General features: G+C 68.9%; 15 protein-coding genes. 1 reads left to right on the forward strand and 14 read right to left on the reverse strand.

Annotated elements, in window-relative coordinates; genetic code table 11:
- Positions 1-65 precede the first annotated feature (65 nt).
- From ACFTZL_RS02225 to ACFTZL_RS02275, 11 genes are all read right to left on the reverse strand, one after another.
- Positions 66-1,571 (reverse strand): CHAD domain-containing protein, encoded by a 1,506-nt coding sequence (locus tag ACFTZL_RS02225; RefSeq protein WP_382577151.1) that lies wholly within the window; start codon positions 1,569-1,571, stop codon positions 66-68.
- A gap of 66 nt (positions 1,572-1,637) precedes the next feature.
- Positions 1,638-2,204: a hypothetical protein gene (locus ACFTZL_RS02230; RefSeq protein WP_382577154.1), complete on the reverse strand. Its 567-nt coding sequence runs from the start codon at positions 2,202-2,204 to the stop codon at positions 1,638-1,640.
- Positions 2,205-2,267: 63 nt separating this feature from the next.
- Complete coding sequence (gene rodA / locus ACFTZL_RS02235; protein ID WP_382577157.1) at positions 2,268-3,470, reverse strand: rod shape-determining protein RodA; 1,203 nt, start codon at positions 3,468-3,470, stop codon at positions 2,268-2,270.
- Positions 3,467-5,713 (reverse strand): penicillin-binding protein 2, encoded by a 2,247-nt coding sequence (gene mrdA, locus ACFTZL_RS02240; protein ID WP_382577160.1) that lies wholly within the window; start codon positions 5,711-5,713, stop codon positions 3,467-3,469. The genes rodA and mrdA overlap by 4 nt, the downstream gene beginning before the upstream one ends.
- 64 nt (positions 5,714-5,777) lie before the next feature.
- The gene (gene mreD / locus ACFTZL_RS02245; protein ID WP_382577161.1) at positions 5,778-6,449 is read right to left on the reverse strand and encodes a rod shape-determining protein MreD; all 672 of its coding nucleotides are present in this window, start codon (positions 6,447-6,449) and stop codon (positions 5,778-5,780) included.
- Positions 6,450-6,462: 13 nt separating this feature from the next.
- Positions 6,463-7,410, reverse strand: coding sequence for a rod shape-determining protein MreC (gene mreC / locus ACFTZL_RS02250; protein ID WP_382493702.1), 948 nt, complete (start codon positions 7,408-7,410; stop codon positions 6,463-6,465).
- A gap of 144 nt (positions 7,411-7,554) precedes the next feature.
- Positions 7,555-8,574 carry a rod shape-determining protein gene (locus tag ACFTZL_RS02255; RefSeq protein ID WP_121888712.1) on the reverse strand — a complete coding sequence of 340 codons (1,020 nt, stop codon included), beginning with the start codon at positions 8,572-8,574 and terminating at the stop codon, positions 7,555-7,557.
- Between the two features lie 265 nt (positions 8,575-8,839).
- Complete coding sequence (gene ndk, locus ACFTZL_RS02260) at positions 8,840-9,253, reverse strand: nucleoside-diphosphate kinase (RefSeq protein ID WP_382577164.1); 414 nt, start codon at positions 9,251-9,253, stop codon at positions 8,840-8,842.
- 65 nt (positions 9,254-9,318) lie between these two features.
- Positions 9,319-9,675 carry a DUF4233 domain-containing protein gene (locus tag ACFTZL_RS02265; protein WP_382577166.1) on the reverse strand — a complete coding sequence of 119 codons (357 nt, stop codon included), beginning with the start codon at positions 9,673-9,675 and terminating at the stop codon, positions 9,319-9,321.
- Positions 9,676-9,680: 5 nt separating this feature from the next.
- Positions 9,681-11,201, reverse strand: coding sequence for a bifunctional folylpolyglutamate synthase/dihydrofolate synthase (locus tag ACFTZL_RS02270; protein WP_382577168.1), 1,521 nt, complete (start codon positions 11,199-11,201; stop codon positions 9,681-9,683).
- 178 nt (positions 11,202-11,379) lie between these two features.
- Complete coding sequence (locus ACFTZL_RS02275; RefSeq protein WP_382577169.1) at positions 11,380-14,010, reverse strand: valine--tRNA ligase; 2,631 nt, start codon at positions 14,008-14,010, stop codon at positions 11,380-11,382.
- A gap of 138 nt (positions 14,011-14,148) precedes the next feature.
- On the opposite strand from ACFTZL_RS02275, the gene ACFTZL_RS02280 reads away from it, so the two are divergent.
- Positions 14,149-15,105 (forward strand): hypothetical protein, encoded by a 957-nt coding sequence (locus tag ACFTZL_RS02280; protein ID WP_382577172.1) that lies wholly within the window; start codon positions 14,149-14,151, stop codon positions 15,103-15,105.
- 61 nt (positions 15,106-15,166) lie between these two features.
- Here the strand turns inward: ACFTZL_RS02280 and clpX are convergent, their stop codons facing one another.
- The 3 genes from clpX to ACFTZL_RS02295 all read right to left on the reverse strand — a co-directional run bounded on the left by clpX (position 15,167) and on the right by ACFTZL_RS02295 (position 18,058).
- A complete protein-coding gene (clpX, locus tag ACFTZL_RS02285; RefSeq protein WP_062926847.1) occupies positions 15,167-16,453 on the reverse strand; it encodes an ATP-dependent Clp protease ATP-binding subunit ClpX in 1,287 nt (428 codons plus the stop codon).
- Positions 16,454-16,633: 180 nt separating this feature from the next.
- Positions 16,634-17,341 carry an ATP-dependent Clp protease proteolytic subunit gene (locus ACFTZL_RS02290; protein WP_382577174.1) on the reverse strand — a complete coding sequence of 236 codons (708 nt, stop codon included), beginning with the start codon at positions 17,339-17,341 and terminating at the stop codon, positions 16,634-16,636.
- Between the two features lie 111 nt (positions 17,342-17,452).
- Positions 17,453-18,058 carry an ATP-dependent Clp protease proteolytic subunit gene (locus tag ACFTZL_RS02295; RefSeq protein ID WP_179879105.1) on the reverse strand — a complete coding sequence of 202 codons (606 nt, stop codon included), beginning with the start codon at positions 18,056-18,058 and terminating at the stop codon, positions 17,453-17,455.
- Positions 18,059-18,264: the final 206 nt, after the last annotated feature.

Below are 18,264 nucleotides of genomic sequence, written 5' to 3' on the forward strand. Positions count from 1 at the left end.
ACTGTACTGACAGGGGTGACCATCCAGCCTAACGTGACCGCGGGGCGTCTCCGTACGCCCGAGGCTCAGAGGCTCGCCGCCCCGTCCTTGATCCCGTCCCAGAACCCGGGCAGTTCGGCCTCCACGCGCGCGGCCCGCTGCTCCTCCCGCTCGTGGAGCAGGCCGTAGGTGAAGGCGCTCTCCCCCGCCGCGTGGGCGACCGCCGACATCTCGCGGATCGTCTGCCGGGCCATCACGCTGTCCTGGTGCTCGCCGAGCAGGTTCTGCAGCGCCTTCATGGACTTGACCAGGTTCTTGGCCGGCTTGCCGAGGGCCGGTCCGCCCGCCTCCGCCGCGTAGCGGGTGCGCTTGGTCTTCTTGCGGGCCTCGTGGATCGCGACGTCCCGGTCGGTGCCGGGCTCCAGTTCCCGTGCCTGCTGGACCAGCCCGGTGACCTTGCGGAAGTCCTTCTTCACGGCCTTGGCGATCACCTTGCGGGGCTTCTTTCCGGCCGCCTTGCGCAGTGGCGGGTCGGCGATCAGCGCGTCCAGGGTGTCGAGCAGGGCGAGATAGCGGCGGGAGTCCAGGACGCCGAGGAGCCGGCCGCGGGCGCCGCCGTGCTCGGCGCTCGACCAGGTGTGCAGCCGCTCGGACACCGGGCCGCGGACCAGGTCGGCGGGTACCCCGTCGAGGGCCGCCGTCAGCCGTTCGGTCAGCACCTCGCGGTCCCGGTCCCGGCCCAGCTCGCCGGCCAGCCACTTCAGCTCGTCGCCGACCGGGTCGGTGGCGGCCCGGTCGAGGACCTTGCCGTACGACTTGAAGGTGCTGCGCAGCCGTCGGGTGGCCACGCGCATGCTGTGCACGGAGTCCTCGGCGTCCCGGCGGACGGCCGGGTCGAGCTCGACGATCGCGTCGCGCTGGGTGCGCACATAGGCGAGCACATGGTCCCCTGCGGTGACCGGCTTCCCGGCGGAGGCGGACGGGCGCTTCTTGGCCGGCGCCGTCTCCGCGAGGGCGCGGGCCAGCTTCGAGGCCGACGCCGAGGGCCGTACGCCCGCCTTGCGCAGCCGCTTCTCCACCTTGTCGAGCAAGGCCGGGTCGCCCCCGTCGGCGAGTTCCACCTCGATCTCGGTCCACTGTGTCTCGCCGCCGCCGGGCGTGAGCCGCTCGGCGTGTACGGCGTCGACCGCGACCTCGGCGAGCAGTCCGCCGTCGGCGTCGACGAGGTGGCGTACGTCACGTTCGCAGCGCAGCCGGACCACGGGCAGCAGCTCGCTGTCGCGGACGCGGGAGCGGACGAGCCCGGCGAGGTCGTCGGGGAGGGTGTCGGAGAGCGGGGCGTGCAGCTCGTCGCGGACGCCCGGGGCGATCGGGAACTTCAGGTGCCAGCCCGCGTCGGAGCCGCCGGTGCGGCGGCGCAGGGTGACGGACGACGCGGCGAGGCGTTCGTCGACTGTGTCGTAGTAGGTGGCGTCGAGGTGGGCGACACCCTTGTCGACAACGGCCGCGACCCCGGCGGCGCCGGTCAGGTCGGGAAGCCCGCTCTCATCGGATTCGTACTTGCGCTCGATCTCGCGTTTCGTCTCCGCCATGAATCAAATCTAGTGGCTGACCGGCCGGGACAGCAGTGGTGGACGCCCCCGAAAGGCTCGTCACGTTCAGGTCGTCAGCAGGGCCCGCATCTCCTCGCCGTCCGGGAACGGCGCGTCCTTCACCGTCCGGGAGACGAGGTACACATGGGCGTCCTCGAACTGGTGGTACGACAGCGGCTCCGGGCCCTGTCCGAGGATCAGCACGTTGTGCTCCAGGCGCCAGCTGACGTACCGGGTGTCGTACCTGGGCTGCCGGATGTCGTGGTCCGGCAGGCCCAGCCGCTCGGTGAAGCGCCGCACCACGGTGCCGAGGTGGGCGTCGAACTCCGGCCGCCAGGCACCCTCCTCGCTGGTCCAGCCGGGCAGGGGGCCCCAGCAGTCCTCGTCGAGCAGACCGCCGTCGACCGAGTAGAGGTAGGCGAACGGCAGGTAGAGCGAGCCGTCGCCGTCGCAGGTGACGAAGTGGCCCTGCGGGGTGACGTGGGTCGCTTCGGGGACATCGGGTATGTCCTCGTACGCCGGTCCACGCACCGCCCGCGACCAGTCGGGCCAGCCGGCCTCGCGCGTCCTCGCCTCGATGGCGTCATCGTCGGTCAGGTCCAGCTCCGCCAGCGCGAGAAGATGACCCGCCAACTCCTCGGTAACCGGACAGTGGGCCACATACTCCCCGGACATTCCGCTCCCCCGTTCAGGCCGCTAGGCCGACATCGGCCGCTGCACCCGGATCGACTGCAACAACCCGACCGCTATCCACACGGCGAACATCGACGAACCGCCGTACGACACGAAGGGCAGCGGCAGGCCGGTGACCGGCATGATGCCGAGCGTCATGCCGACGTTCTCGAACGTCTGGAAGCCGAACCAGGCGACGATGCCCGCGGCCACGATCGTGCCGTACAGGTCGCTGGTGTCCCGGGCGATGGCGCAGGCCCGCCACAGGACGATGCCGAGCAGCAGGATGATCAGGCCGCCGCCGAGGAAGCCCAGTTCCTCTCCCGCCACGGTGAAGACGAAGTCCGTCTGCTGCTCCGGCACGAACTGGCCGGTGGTCTGCGAGCCGTGGAAGAGGCCGGAGCCGGTCAGTCCGCCGGAGCCGATGGCGATCCGGGCCTGGTTGGTGTTGTAGCCGACGCCCGCCGGGTCGAGCTCGGGGTTGGCGAAGGCGGCGAAGCGGTTGATCTGGTAGTCGTCGAGCACCCCGAGCTGCCAGACGGCGATCGCGCCGATGGCGCCCGCACTGATCAGTCCGAACACCCACCGGTTGGACGACCCGGAGGCGAGCAGCACGCCGAGCACGATGATGACCATGACCATGACCGACCCGAGGTCGGGCATGAGCATCACGATCAGCATGGGCACGGTGGCCAGGCCCAGGGCCTGCACGACCGTGCGGTGATCGGGAAACTGCTTGTCGCCCGCGTCGACCCGGGCCGCCAGCAGCATCGCCATGCCCAGGATGATCGTGACCTTCACGAACTCCGAGGGCTGCAGGGAGAAGCCGCCGGGGAGCTTGATCCACGAGTGGGCGCCGTTGATGGTGGAGCCGAGCGGGGTGAGCACCAGCAGGATCAGCAGGACCGAGAGGCCGTACAGGATCGGCACGGCCGTGCGCAGGGCGCGGTGGCCGAGCCAGATCGTGCCGGCCATCAGAGCGAGGCCGATGCCGGTGTTCAGCAGGTGCCGGATGAGGAAGTAGTACGGGTCGCCCTGGTTGAGCTCCGTGCGGTTGCGGGTCGCCGAGTAGACGAGGAGCGTGCCGAGCAGCGAAAGGGCCAGCGCCGACAGCAGGATCGGCCAGTCGAGCCGCCGCACGACCGAGTCACGGGCGAGGAGCCGGGTCCAGCCGGAGCGCTCGGGCCCGTAGCCGGAGACCTGGAAGCTGTTCACACCGCCGGTCATGTCGCCACCCTCCGGCTTCCCTTCCGGCGCCGCCGCCTTCGGGTGTCACGGTTCTCCGGCGTCGGCGGGGCCGCCGTCGCCGGCTGGAGCGGGCCGGCCGGGGCGTTCGGGTCCTTCTTCTCGGCCTTCTGGTCCTTGGCCGGGTCCTTGGAGACCTTCGGGGAGGAGATGGTGCCGTCGGTCCTGACCTTCGGCAGGGCCTCCTGCGGGGTGGGCAGCAGGGCCTTCTTCTTGTTGATCTCGCCTTCCTCGGAGACGCCGTAGAGCGCGTTGTAGATGTTGCGGACGGCGGGGCCCGAGGCGCCGGAGCCCGTACCACCCTGGGCGATCGTCATGACGACCGTGTAGTCCTTGGTGTAGGTGGCGAACCACGAGGTCGTCTGCTTGCCGTAGACCTCGGCCGTACCCGTCTTGGCGTGCATCGGGATCTTGTCCTGCGGCCAGCCGCCGAACCTCCAGGCGGCCGTACCGCGGGTGGCGACTCCCGCGAGGGCATCGTCTATCCGGTCGCGCGTCGTCTTCGTCATCGGCAGCTTGCCGTGCGACTGGGGCTTGATCGGCGTGACGGTCTTGCCGTCCGCGCTGATGACGGCCTTGCCGACGGAGGGGTCGTAGAGGGTGCCGCCGTTGGAGATGGCCCCGTAGATGGTGGCCATCTGGATCGGCGTGACGAGGGTGTCGCCCTGGCCGATGGAGTAGTTGACGGAGTCACCGGCGCGCAGGCGGTTGCCTTCGAGGCAGTTCTCGTAGGCGATCTTCTCGGCGTAGCTGCCGTTGCGCTTGCCGGTACGGCACCAGACGTCCTTGTTGGCCTTCCAGTAGTCCTGCTTCCACTGGCGGTCGGGGATGCGGCCGGTGACCTCGTTGGGCAGGTCGATGCCGGTCTCCTTGCCGAGGCCGAACTGGTGGGCGGTCTTGTAGAACCAGTCGTTGGTCTTCTTCTTCGGCTTGGCGCCGCCGTCGCGCTTCCACTCCTCGTGGGAGAGCCGGTAGAAGACGGTGTCGCAGGAGACCTCCAGGGCTCGGCCGAGGCTGATCGGGCCGTATCCCTTGGACTCGAAGTTCTTGAAGACCTGGCCGCCGAGGGAGAACGAACTGGAGCACTGATAGGGGCCGTCGAAGGAGTAGCCGGCGTTGATCGCGGCGGCGGTCGGGACGACCTTGAAGATCGAGCCGGGCGCCGACTGGCCCTGGATCGCGCGGTTGAGCAGCGGGTAGTTGGAGCTCTTGCCGGTGAGCCGCGCGTAGTCCTTGGCGGAGATGCCGCCGACCCAGGCGTTCGGGTCGTAGTTCGGGTTGGACGCCATGGCGACGACCCGGCCGGTCTTGGCCTCCATCACCACGACGGCACCGGAGTCGGCCTTGTAGTTGGTGCCGGTGTTCCGGTCGTTCTGCTTGCGGGCTTCCTTCATGGCCTCGTTGAGCTGGTACTCGGCGATCCGCTGGACGCGCGAGTCGATGCTGGTGACGAGGTTGTCGCCCGGGTGGGTGGGGTCGGCCTCGGCCTGGCCGATGACGCGGCCGAGGTTGTCGACCTCGTAGCGCGTGACGCCGGCCTTGCCGCGCAACTGCTTGTCGTACTGGCGTTCAAGACCCGAGCGGCCGACCTGGTCGGAGCGCAGATACGGCGAGTTGGTGTTCTGCGCCTGCTTGATCTCCCCGTCGGTGACCGGCGAGAGGTAGCCGAGGACCTGGGCGGTGTTGGCCTTGCCCGGGCTGGGGTAGCGGCGCATGGCCTCCGGCTCCGCGGTGATGCCGGGGAAGTCCTCGGCGCGCTCGCGGATCTGCAGGGCCTGCTTGGGGGTGGCCTCGTCCGTGATGGGGATGGGCTGGTACGGCGAGCCGTTCCAGCAGGGCTGGGGCGTCTCGGAGTCGCACAGCCGGACCTTCGCCATGACCTCCTTGGGCTTCATGCCCAGGACCTTGGCGAGCTTGGCGAGGACGTCCTTGCCGTCGTCCGGCATCTTCAGCAGGTCGGTGCGCGAGGCGGAGACGACCAGCCGGGTCTCGTTGTCGGCGAGGGCCACACCGCGCGCGTCCAGGATCGAACCCCGGACGGCGGGCTGGACGACCTGCTGGACGTGGTTCCCGGACGCCTCCTTGGCGTAGGCCGCGCCCTCACGGATCTGGAGGTACCACAGGCGTCCGCCGAGCGTGAGCAGGAGAGAGAGGACGAGAACCTGGATGACGACGAGCCGGATCTGGACCCGGGTGTTCCGACCGGTCTCGGGAATGTTGGTCACGGGTGCTGCCTCCCCCTCTCCCTACGCGTACGAGTCTGTGATGACGGGATGAAGTCCCCTGCGTTCACAGCCGCTTGACCCCCTTGATGCGCCCGGCACGCGCCATCCGGGCCCGGGCCGCCTTCACCCGCAGCCCGTTCCGCTGGCTGCCGATCTTCAGGCCCGTGCCGCCGGAGAGCCAGCCGGAGGAGATGTCGGTGGCCTTGGCGCCGGAGCCGTTGTCGGCGAGCGGATCGTTCTCGGCGCGGCGGGCCAGGGCCATGATCCCCGGCACGACGAACGGGGCGAGCAGCAGGTCGTACAGGGCGGCCGTGAACAGCAGGCTGCCCAGGCCCACATGGCGGGCGGCGGTGTCCCCGACGAGGGCGCCGACCCCGGCGTACAGCAGGGTCGTGCCGATGGCGGCGGCGACCACCACGACCATGGGGCCGGTGGCGGACTTCAGCCGTCCCGTCTCCGGCTTCACCAGGCCGGCGAGATAGCCGATGAGACACAGCACCAGGGCGTACCGCCCGGCGGCGTGGTCGGCGGGTGGAGCGAGGTCGGCCAGCAGGCCCGCGCCGAAGCCGACGAGGGCGCCACCCACATGGCCGTACACCAGGGCTAGGCCGAGGACGGTGAGGAGCATCAGGTCGGGCACCGCGCCCGGCAGGTGCAGGCGGGCGAGGACGCTCACCTGGATCACCAGGGCGACGACGACCAGGGCGGAGGAGAGCAGGATCCGGTTGACGCGCATGAGGTGACAGCTCCTACTGCTCTTGCTGGTTCTGGCCGTCTGCGGGTGCCTCGGCGGACGGCGTCACGGTCACCGTCACCGTCGGCCTGGGGGTGGGCTTGGGTTTGGGCGGGAGCACCGTGTCGCGTGGGTCCTTCTTCGGGACGTCGACGACGACACCGACGATGTCGAGCTTGGTGAAGCTCGCGTACGGCGTGACATAGAGCGTGCGGGTCAGGCCGCCGCCGGACGGGTCGACACGCGAGACCACGCCGACGGGCACACCGGGCACGAACGGCCGGTCGGCCTGCGAGCCGAAGGTGACCAGACGGTCGCCCTTCTTCACCTCCGCCTTGCCGTTGAGGAGTTCCACGCGCAGCGGGCGGTCGCCCTGCCCGGAGGCGAAGCCGAGCTCGTCGCCGGCCTCCATCCGGGTGCCGACCGTGAAGTCGGGGTCGCTGGCGAGCAGGACCGTGGCGGTGTTGGGCCCGACGGTGGTGACCCGGCCGACCAGCCCGTCCCCGTTCAGGACGGTCATGTCGCGTTTGATGCCGTCGTTGGCGCCGACGTCGACGGTGATGGTCCAGGAGAAGCCCTGCGCGGCCCCTATGGCGATGACCTGGGCGCCCTTGATGCCGTACTGGCCGGTGCCTGCGACCTTCAGCATCTTGTCGAGCTGCTTGAGGCGGCTGCGGCTGCGGTCGTCGCTGCCGAGCCTCGCCTTCAGGGCCGCGTTCTCCTCTTCCAGCACCGCGAGCCGATCGTGCCGTTCGCCGGATTCACGGATGGCGGAGACCGCGTTGCCGACCGGGTCGACCGCGGCCGAGACACCGCTCTCGATCGGGCCGAAGACCGTCGCCGCGCCCTGCCGGGCACCGTCGACGGGCGAGTCCTCCCCACCGCGGATGTCCACCGTGATCAAAGCGAACGCGATGGCGATCAGCAGCACCAGGAGCAGCCGACTCTCTCGTGTGTCCCTCACGTGCGGCGGCCGTGCCCTTCCTCATAGGAATTCGGGGAGCCCCAGGGAAACCCAAGGGGCTGCTTTGTGGGAGCTTATGCCTCTATATCAACGATCCGCCGCACGAGAGGAGATCGTCCCGTACGGCGGAATCGAAGAGTTATGTCATCTGCGCGGCTGGGCGTCCAGAACCTGCTGGAGCGCCTCGAACTCCTCGACACACTTACCGGAACCGAGCGCCACGCTGTCCAGCGGATCCTCGGCGATATGGATCGGCATGCCGGTCTCCCGGCGCAGCCGCTCGTCCAGGCCCCGCAGCAACGCCCCGCCGCCGGTCAGAACGATTCCTCGGTCCATGATGTCGCCGGACAGCTCCGGCGGGCACTTGTCGAGGGTCGTCTTGACCGCGTCGACGATCGCGTTGACCGGTTCCTCGATCGCCTTGCGGACTTCGCCGGCGGAGATGACGACGGTCTTCGGCAGCCCGGACACCAGGTCCCGGCCACGGATTTCGGTGTGCTCGTCGGAGTCGAGGTCGTACGCCGAACCGATCGTGATCTTGATCTGCTCGGCCGTCCGCTCACCCAGCAGGAGGGAGTACTCCTTCTTGATGTGCTGGATGATCGCGTTGTCCAGTTCGTCGCCCGCCACGCGGATGGACTGGGCGGTGACGATGCCGCCGAGGGAGATGACCGCGACCTCCGTGGTGCCGCCGCCGATGTCGACCACCATGTTGCCCGTGGCCTCGTGGACCGGCAGGCCGGAGCCGATGGCCGCGGCCATGGGCTCCTCGATGATGTGCACCTGACGGGCGCCGGCCTGGGACGACGCCTCGATGACGGCGCGGCGCTCGACGCCCGTGATGCCCGAGGGCACACAGACGACGACCCGCGGACGAGCCAGATACCTCCGCTTGTGGATCTTCAGGATGAAGTAGCGGAGCATCCGCTCGGTGATCTCGAAGTCGGCGATCACGCCGTCCTTCAAAGGACGTACGGCAACGATGTTGCCGGGCGTGCGCCCGATCATCTTCTTCGCTTCGGCCCCGACCGCGAGGATGCCACCGGTGTTGGTGTTGATCGCGACGACGGACGGTTCGTTGAGTACGATCCCGCGACCCCTGACGTACACCAGCGTGTTGGCGGTCCCGAGGTCGACAGCCATGTCACGGCCGATGAACGACATTGAGTTCCCCATCAGGATTCGTCTGGCCTTCCCACTAGCTTTTGAGGGCTTTTCAGGTAGGCAAAGGTGGGTGCTGTGACGTGAAGGCTTCCATCGTAGACGCGCCTTCGCGAACACTGCGGGAGGGTCTCCGCCAATGTCAGCAGATGCTGTGCGGGTTCGCTTGTGGAGACGGGCGTTCGGGGGCGATCGTTCCCTCGATCGGCACGTATATGCCAGGAAAGTCCGGGAGCGCCGCTCCCGGACTTTGATCGCCCTTCGCGCTTTAGGCGCGACCCGGGAAGAAGATCTTCACTTCACGATCGGCGGACTCCTCCGAGTCCGAGGCGTGGATCAGGTTCTCGCGGACGATGACGCCGTAGTCGCCGCGGATGGAACCGGGCGCTGCGGCGATCGGGTCGGTCGGGCCGGCGAGCGCGCGCAGCCCCTCGATGACCCGCTCGCCCTCCACGATCAGCGCCACCACCGGACCGGAGGCCATGAACTCCACCAGCGGCTCGTAGAAGGGCTTGCCCTTGTGCTCGCCGTAGTGCTGCTCCAGCGTGTCCTGGTCCAGGGTGCGCAGTTCCAGCGCGGTGATCCGCCAGCCCGCCTTGCGCTCGATGCGGCCGATGATCTCGCCGGTCAGGCCACGCCGGACGGCGTCGGGCTTGAGCAGGACGAGGGTGCGCTGGGTCACGACGGGCTCCTTATGCGTCAAGGTTTTACGGAAAGACGAGATTACCCGGCGTGTCGGGGCGCTCGTTACGCAGCGTCAGGTGTGGAGGAGCCCGCCTGGGCCGCGAATCTCGCCTTCGCCTCGTCCACCTTCCGCCCGTAGTGCACGGACGCCCACCACAGGGCCGCGAAGATCGCGCCCAGGAAGAACATGATCGGCACGACGAAGCCCGACGCGATGAGCGCGAGCTGCAGCGCCCAGCCGAGCACGACCCCGCCGGGGCGCGTCACCAGTCCGCACAGCACCAGGCACAGGAACATCGCGACACCGCTGACCGTCCACACCGTCGTCATGGACAGATCGGGATCCTTCATGGCGACCAGACCGGCGAAGCCGATGACGAAGAACTCGCCGATCAGGGTCGAAGAACAGAGCGTACGCACGGGTCTCAGCCCTTCCCCAGGAGCAGCCGGGCCTCGCCGACCGTGATGACGGAACCGGTGACGAGCACACCGCCGCCCGCGAACTCGCCCTCCTCCTCGGCGAGCGTGATGGCGGCCTCCAGCGCGTCGGGCAGCCGCGGCTCGACCTGCACACGGTCGTCGCCGAACACCTCGACGGCGATACCGGCCAGCTCGTCGGCGTCCATCGCGCGGTGGCTGGAGTTCTGGGTGACCACGACCTCGGCGAACACCGGCTCGAAGGCCTCCAGCAGCCCCCGTACGTTCTTGTCGCCGCTCGCGCCGACGACCCCGATGAGGCGGCTGAACTGGAAGGCCTCTCCGATCGCCTCGGCCGCCGCCCGGGCGCCCGCCGGGTTGTGGGCGGCGTCGAGCACGACGGTCGGCGACTTCCGCACGACCTCGAGCCGCCCCGGCGAGGCCACGGCCGCGAACGCCTTGCGGACCACGTCCAGGTCCAGCGGCTCGGCCCGCTGCGCGCCGACCCCGAAGAACGCCTCGACGGCGGCGAGCGCGACGGCCGCGTTGTGTGCCTGGTGCGCGCCGTGGAGCGGCAGATACACCTCCGGGTACTCACCGCCCAGCCCACGCAGCGTCACGAGCTGCCCGCCGACGGCCACCTGCCGGTCGACGACGCCGAACTCCAGCCCCTCCCGGGCCACGGTCGCGTCCACCTCGACGGCCTTCTTCAGCAGCACCTGCGCCGCCTCGACCGGCTGCTGCGCCAGGATGACGGTCGCGTCCTGCTTGACGATGCCGGCCTTCTCCGTGGCGATCTCGGCGTGTGTGGTGCCGAGCCGGTCGGTGTGGTCGAGGTCTATGGGCGTGACGACGGCGACGTCACCGTCGATCACGTTCGTGGCGTCCCAGGAGCCGCCCATGCCGACCTCGACGACGGCGACGTCCGCGGGCGCGTCGGCGAAGGCCGCGTAGGCCATGCCGGTGAGCACCTCGAAGAAGGACAGCCGGTACTCCTGCTGCGCGTCGACCATCTCGATGTACGGCTTGATGTCCTGGTACGTCTCGATGAACCGCTCGGCGGAGATGGGGGCGCCGTCGAGGCTGATGCGCTCTGTGATCGACTGCACGTGGGGCGAGGTGTAGCGGCCGGTGCGCAGCTCGAAGGCACCGAGCAGGGCCTCGATCATGCGGGCGGTGGAGGTCTTGCCGTTGGTCCCCGTGATGTGGATCGACGGGTACGACCGCTGCGGCTCGCCCAGGATGTCCATCAGCGCGGCGATGCGGCTGACGGAGGGCTCCAGCTTGGTCTCGCCCCAGCGCGAGGCGAGCTCCGCCTCGACCTCGCGCAGGGCCTTGTCCACCTCGGGGTCGGCGGGCCGGGCCGGGATGTCGGCCTCGGGCGGGCCGCCCTGGGTGCGGAGGGTTCGGCTGCCGGCTTCGATGACCGCGAGGTCGGGGTCGCGGGTGGTCTCCTCCGCGATGATCTCGTCGAAGTCGTCGAGGGGGTCGGGCTGGTCGTCGCTGTGGTCTGGAGGGAGCTCGCTCACGGGGCCCAGTCTACGGAGGGGCAGTGACAATGGTCGGGGGTGGTTTGTGTCGTCGTGTTTGTGCGGGTTCGTCGTGGCTTGTCGCGCAGTTCCCCGCGCCCCTGAGTCCGTGCCCCTGAGCTACGCCTGAGGCCCCCGGGCCTGACGGCACCGGGGGCCTCACACACCGTACGAACCCTTACGCCTGCGGCAGGCGGTCCAGCTGTGCCTGGATGCGGGCGATGTCCTCCTCCGCCTTGGCGAGGCGGGTGCGGATCTTCTCCACGACGTGGTCGGGGGCCTTCGCCAGGAACGCCTCGTTGCCGAGCTTCCCTGTCGCCTGGGCCTTCTCCTTCTCCGCCGCCGCGAGGTCCTTCGCGAGGCGCTTGCGCTCCGCCGCGACATCGATCGTGCCGGAGAGGTCGAGGGCGACCTCGGCGCCGGCGACCGGGAGGGTCGCCGTGGCCGTGAAGGCGTCGCCCTCAGGCTGGAGCCGGAGCAGTTGCCGGATGGCCGCCTCGTGGGGCGCGAACGGCGTGCCGTCCAGCGTCAGCCGGGCCGGAACCCGCTGGCCGGGCTGGAGGCCCTGGTCGGCGCGGAAGCGGCGGACCTCGGTGATGACCGACTGGAGCGACTCGATCTCCTGCTCGGCGCCCTTGTCACGGAAACCGCTGTCGCTCGGCCACTCGGCGATGACGACCGACTCGCCGCCGGTGAGCGTGGTCCACAGGGTCTCGGTGACGAAGGGAACCACCGGGTGCAGCAGCTTCAGCGTGACGTCGAGGACCTCGCCGAGGACCCGCTTGCTGACCTCGGCCGCCTCGCCGCCCGCCTGGAACGTCGTCTTGGACAGCTCGACGTACCAGTCGAAGACCTCGTCCCACGCGAAGTGGAACAGGGAGTCGGACAGCTTCGCGAACTGGTAGTCCTCGTAGAACGCGTCGACTTCGGCGACGACCGAGTTGAGGCGGGAGAGGATCCAGCGGTCGGTCGACGACATCTTCGCCGGGTCCGGCAGCGGGCCGTCCACCGTCGCGCCGTTCATCATCGCGAAGCGCGTGGCGTTCCAGATCTTGTTGGCGAAGTTGCGGGACCCCTGGACCCAGTCCTCGCCGATCGGGACGTCGACGCCAGGGTTGGCACCGCGCGCGAGGGTGAAGCGCAGGGCGTCGCTGCCGTACTTGTCCATCCAGTCCAGCGGGTTGACCGCGTTGCCGAAGGACTTCGACATCTTCTTGCCGAACTGGTCGCGGACCATGCCGTGCAGGGCGATGGTGTGGAACGGCGGGGTGCCGTCCATCGCGTACAGGCCGAACATCATCATCCGGGCGACCCAGAAGAAGAGGATGTCGTAGCCGGTGACCAGGACGGAGTTCGGGTAGAACTTCGCGAGCGACTCGGTCTGTTCGGGCCAGCCGAGAGTCGAGAAGGGCCACAGGCCGGAGGAGAACCAGGTGTCGAGGACGTCGGTGTCCTGACGCCAGCCCTCGGCCTCGGTCCCGGGCGGCTCCTCGTCGGGGCCGACACAGACGACCTCGCCATTCGGCCCGTAGAAGACCGGGATGCGGTGGCCCCACCACAACTGCCGCGAGATGCACCAGTCGTGGAGGTTGTCGACCCAGTCGAAGTAGCGCTTCTCCATCTCCTGCGGATGGATCTTGACGCGCCCGTCGCGGACGGCGTCACCGGCTGCCTTCGCGAGCGGACCGACCTTGACCCACCACTGCATGGACAGCCGCGGCTCGATGGTGGTCTTGCAGCGTGAGCAGTGGCCGACCGAGTGGACGTAGGGCCGCTTCTCGGCGACGATCCGGCCCTCGGCGCGCAGCGCGGCGACGATGGCCGAGCGGGCCTCCAGGCGGTCCAGGCCCTGGAAGGGGCCGTGGGCCGTGATGACCGCGTGCTCGTCCATGATCGTCAGGGCCGGGAGGTCGTGGCGCTGGCCGATCTCGAAGTCGTTCGGGTCGTGCGCCGGGGTCACCTTGACGGCGCCCGTGCCGAACTCCGGGTCGACGTGCTCGTCGGCGACGACCGGGATGGAGCGGTCGGTCAGCGGCAGCTTGACCAGCTTGCCGATCAGGTGCTTGTACCGCTCGTCCCCGGGGTGAACGGCGACGGCCGTGTCACCGAGCATGGTCTCGGCGCGGGTGGTGGCGACGACGATGGTGTCGTCCCCGTCGCCGTACTTCATGGAGACGAGCTCGCCGTCGTCGTCCTGGTACTCCACCTCGATGTCCGAGATGGCCGTCAGACAGCGCGGACACCAGTTGATGATGCGCTCGGCGCGGTAGATGAGCTCGTCGTCGTAGAGCCGCTTGAAGATGGTCTGGACGGCCTGGGACAGGCCCTCGTCCATGGTGAAGCGCTCACGGGACCAGGCGACGGCGTCGCCGAGGCGGCGCATCTGGCCGCTGATCTGGCCGCCGGACTCGCCCTTCCACTGCCAGACCCGCTCGACGAAGGCCTCACGGCCCAGGTCGTGCCGGGACTTGCCCTCCTTGGCGAGCTCCCGCTCCACGACGTTCTGCGTGGCGATACCGGCGTGGTCCATGCCGGGCTGCCAGAGCGTCTCGAAGCCCTGCATGCGCTTACGACGCGTCAGGGCATCGATGAGGGTGTGCTCGAAGGCGTGCCCGAGGTGCAGGCTGCCCGTGACGTTCGGCGGCGGGATGACGACGGTGTACGGCGGCTTGTCGCTCTTCTCGTCCGCCTCGAAGTAACCCCGCTCTACCCAGCGCTCGTACAGCGGCCCCTCTACGTCGGCCGGCGCGTACTGGGTCGGCAGGTCGGTGCTGGGCGCTGGTGGCTGCTGCTGAGCGTTCTCGGTCACGGGGGTCAGTTTAGAGGTGTCACTCCCCTGTCCCGAAACGCGTTTGCTTTGTAACGGTGGGGGCCCCGATGCCATGCACACGACGGGTCTGCGCCAGGATGTCTGGAACACATAAGCATCTGGAGGGGAACCCAGAACATGAGCTACAACCAGCCGGGCCCGTACGGCGGGCAGCCCCAGCAGCCCGGACCGTACGGCCAGCCCGGTCCGTACGGCCAGCCGCCGCAGGCGCCCCAGCCCGGCTACGGCTACCCCCAGCAGGCCCCTCCGCCCCAGCCCGGTTACGGCTACCCGCAGCAGGCCCCGCAGGGCGTCCCGCCGCAGCAGGGCGCCCCCTACGGACAGCAGCCCCCGTACGGCCAGCAGCCGCCCTACGGCCAGGCCCCCTACGGCGTCCCGCAGCCCCCGGCACCGGGCGGCGGCAAGAAGAAGACGGGCATCATCCTCGGCGCGGTCGCGGTCGTCGCGGCCATCGGCGTGGGCGCGTACTTCGTGATCGGCGGGGGTGGTGGCGGTCTGGAGGACGACGGGCCGCACAAGCTGTCGACACCGTCGACCGTGCTCAGCGAGTACAAGCGCACCACGAAGGACGGGCAGACCACCGGTGACGACGAGAAGTCGGAGCTGGAGAAGAGCGGCGTGAAGAACGCCAAGACCTCGGCGGCCCTCTACTCCAACGTGGACCTGAGCGAATACGACCCCGACGATCCGTCGTCCGCGGCGAAGATGGCGTCGGCCAAGACGCTCACGGTGGCCGGTGCCTACGGTGAGATCTCCGACCCGGAGGCGACCCTGGACCTGTTCCTCGCCAACTTCAAGAAGTCCTCCGAGAAGGAATCCGCCTCCGGGTCCGCAAAGCCCGAGCTGATCGGCGAGCCCGAGGAGGCGGATCTCGACGGCGCCGTCATGAAGTGCCAGTCGGTCAAGGCTCAGGACGAGCTGACCAAGAAGGAGAAGACCAACTGGTTCTGCGCGTGGGCCGACTACAGCACGATCGCCCTCGTGTCGCCGGGTGAGGCGGCGCAGGGCGTCACCAAGGACGTGGCGATCGACCTCACCACCAAGGCCCGCAAGGAAGTCCGCGTCCCGGCCTGACCCGGACCACGACGAAGGCGCCCGGCAGCAGTGCTGGGCGCCTTTCGCGTGCAGTGGGTGACTAGGCGGTCTTCTGCTCGCCCGGCCCGCGCCCCCGCGCATCCCGCGGGATCAGCGTCGGGTTGACGTTCGACTGGACGACGTCCGCCGTGATGACGACCCGGGCCACGTCCTTGCGGGACGGGACCTCGTACATCACGCCCTGGAGGACCTCCTCCATGATGGCCCGCAGGCCACGCGCGCCGGTCTGGCGGAGGATCGCCTGGTCGGCGATGGCCTCGAGGGCCTCGCGCTCGAAGTCCAGCTCCACACCGTCGAGTTCGAAGAGGCGCTCGTACTGCTTGACGAGCGCGTTGCGCGGCTCGACGAGGATCTGCAGCAGGGCCTCGCGGTCGAGGTTGTGGACCGAGGTGATGACCGGGAGCCGGCCGATGAACTCGGGGATCATGCCGAACTTGACCAGGTCCTCCGGCATGACCTCCTGGAACTGGTCCTTGGACTCCATCTCGCGCTTGGAGCGGATCTGCGCGCCGAAGCCGATGCCCTTGGCACCCGCCCGGGACTCGATGATCTTCTCCAGGCCGGAGAAGGCACCGCCCACGATGAACAGCACGTTCGTCGTGTCGATCTGGATGAACTCCTGGTGGGGGTGCTTGCGGCCGCCCTGCGGCGGGACCGAGGCCGTGGTGCCCTCCAGGATCTTCAGCAGGGCCTGCTGGACGCCCTCGCCGCTCACGTCGCGCGTGATCGACGGGTTTTCACTCTTCCTCGCGACCTTGTCGATCTCGTCGATGTAGATGATCCCGGTCTCGGCCTTCTTGACGTCGTAGTCGGCGGCCTGGATCAGCTTGAGGAGAATGTTCTCGACGTCCTCGCCGACGTATCCCGCCTCCGTCAGCGCCGTGGCGTCGGCGATCGCGAAGGGGACGTTCAGCATGCGCGCGAGGGTCTGCGCGAGGAGGGTCTTCCCGGAGCCCGTGGGGCCGAGGAGAAGGATGTTGGACTTCGCCAACTCGATGGCGTCGTCACGGCCGTTCGCCCCGCCGTTCTCACCGGCCTGGACGCGCTTGTAGTGGTTGTACACCGCTACGGAGAGCGCCTTCTTGGCGGCTTCCTGGCCGACCACGTACCCCTCGAGGAACTCGTAGATCTCGCGGGGCTTCGGGAGTTCCTCCCAGCGGACCTCGCTGGTCTCCGCCAGCTCTTCCTCGATGATCTCGTTGCAGAGGTCGATGCACTCGTCGCAGATGTACACACCAGGCCCTGCGATGAGCTTCTTGACCTGCTTCTGGCTCTTGCCACAGAACGAGCACTTGAGCAGATCGCCGCCGTCACCGATGCGTGCCACGGTGTGCTTCCCCTTCGCCTGGGAGACGACTGGACGTCCACGTCCAGCGGCTCCTGGTGCAGCCTTATGTCCGACGGTACCTTGCCGGGCCCCTCGTTCGGGCCCCCCTTGGCGCGGTTCACTTTGACGTGGACCGTGCCAAACCGTGCCAAGGGGCGGCAGACGATACAGCCTCTCGCCTCAGCGCAGGCTCGAGTTGTCCATCTTCCGGGTGCTGATGACCTGGTCGATCAGGCCGTAGCTCAGCGCGTCCTCGGCCGTGAGGATCTTGTCGCGCTCGATGTCGTCACGGATCTTCTCGACCGGCGTGGTGGAGTGCTTGGCCAGCATGTCCTCCAGCTGCGAGCGCATCCGGAGGATCTCGTTCGCGGCGATCTCCAGGTCGGACACCTGACCGCGGCCGGTCTCGCTGTACGGCTGGTGGATCAGCACGCGCGCGTTCGGCAGGGCCATGCGCTTGCCCGGCGTACCGGCGGCCAGCAGGACGGCGGCGGCGGAGGCGGCCTGGCCCATGCAGACCGTCTGGATGTCCGGCTTCACGTACTGCATCGTGTCGTAGATCGCGGTGAGCGCCGTGAAGGAGCCGCCGGGGCTGTTGATGTACACCGAGATGTCACGGTCGGGGTCCATCGACTCCAGGCACAGCAGCTGCGCCATGACGTCGTTGGCGGAGGCGTCGTCGATCTGGACGCCGAGGAAGATCACGCGCTCCTCGAAGAGCTTCGCGTACGGGTCGTACTCGCGGATGCCCTGGGAGGTGCGCTCGACGAAGCGCGGAATGATGTAGCGGGACTCGGCCTGCGGGCCGGTGTAGCGGCCCTGAGAGGCGCTCATGTCCTGCACGGCGTTCATACGGTCGTAGATCCCGCTGCCGGGGAACTGGTTCACGGTGTCTCCTGAGAAGGGCTGAGGCGGTCGGCTGGGGCTGTCTGGGGTCGCTGTGGGGCCCGGGAGGGCTCCGTGGGCCTCACGGGGCGCCACAGGCCCCGTGGGGACCTCTCAGGCCCCGGTGCCGCCGCCGCCCGGCATACCTGCGGCCGTCGTCATCACGTCGTCGATGAGGCCGTACTCCTTGGCCTCGAAGGCGTCGAACCAGCGGTCGCGGTCCGAGTCGCGGGTGATCTGCTCGATCGTCTGGCCGGTGTGCTGCGAGGTCAGCTCGGCCATGCGCTTCTTGGTGTGCAGCAGCCGCTCGGCGTGGATCTTGATGTCCGAGGCCGAGCCGGCGAGGCCGGCGGAGGGCTGGTGGATCAGGATCTCGGCGTTCGGCAGCGCGAAGCGCTTGCCGGGGGTGCCCGCGCTGAGCAGGAACTGGCCCATCGAGGCCGCGAGGCCCATGGCGATGGTCACCACGTCGTTCTTGATGTACTGCATGGTGTCGTAGATCGCCATGCCGGCCGTGATCGAACCGCCGGGGCTGTTGATGTACAGGTAGATGTCCTTCTCCGGGTCGGAGGCAAGGAGCAGCAGCTGTGCGGTGATCTTGTTGGCGATGTCGTCGTCGACCGGCTGGCCGAGGAAGATGATCCGCTCGTTGAGCAGCCGGTTGTAGACCTGGTCGCCGAGGCCACCACCGATGGAAGGGTCGCCGGCGGCTGAGGGCATCAGATTCGTCACGTATCCACCTGCTCGTCTTACGACGGCGCCGGGCCGTCTCACGTTTCCCTGCGGGGCTGGAGCCGTTCGCAGACTCCACTGCCCTCGTATTCATGGACCCTAACGCGCGGGTCCCTTCGGGGAATCCCGGAGATGGGAGTGTTCGCCGGGGGCGTAGCGACTTGGGGGCTTCGGTCCCCGTACGGCCGCGGGCG

The sequence above is a fragment of the Streptomyces sp. NPDC056948 genome (assembly GCF_042674225.1).
Lineage (GTDB): Bacteria > Actinomycetota > Actinomycetes > Streptomycetales > Streptomycetaceae > Streptomyces > Streptomyces purpurascens.

Bases quoted from the DNA above. Each gene is read 5' to 3' on its own strand.
- ACFTZL_RS02255 (WP_121888712.1), bottom strand. From the start codon at position 8,574: ATGTCGTTCATCGGCCGTGACATGGCTGTCGACCTCGGGACCGCCAAC.
- rodA (WP_382577157.1), bottom strand. From the start codon at position 3,470: ATGACCGGCGGTGTGAACAGCTTCCAGGTCTCCGGCTACGGGCCCGAG.
- ACFTZL_RS02225 (WP_382577151.1), bottom strand. From the start codon at position 1,571: ATGGCGGAGACGAAACGCGAGATCGAGCGCAAGTACGAATCCGATGAG.
- mreD (WP_382577161.1), bottom strand. From the start codon at position 6,449: ATGCGCGTCAACCGGATCCTGCTCTCCTCCGCCCTGGTCGTCGTCGCC.
- ACFTZL_RS02280 (WP_382577172.1), top strand. From the start codon at position 14,149: ATGAGCTACAACCAGCCGGGCCCGTACGGCGGGCAGCCCCAGCAGCCC.
- ACFTZL_RS02295 (WP_179879105.1), bottom strand. From the start codon at position 18,058: ATGCCCTCAGCCGCCGGCGACCCTTCCATCGGTGGTGGCCTCGGCGAC.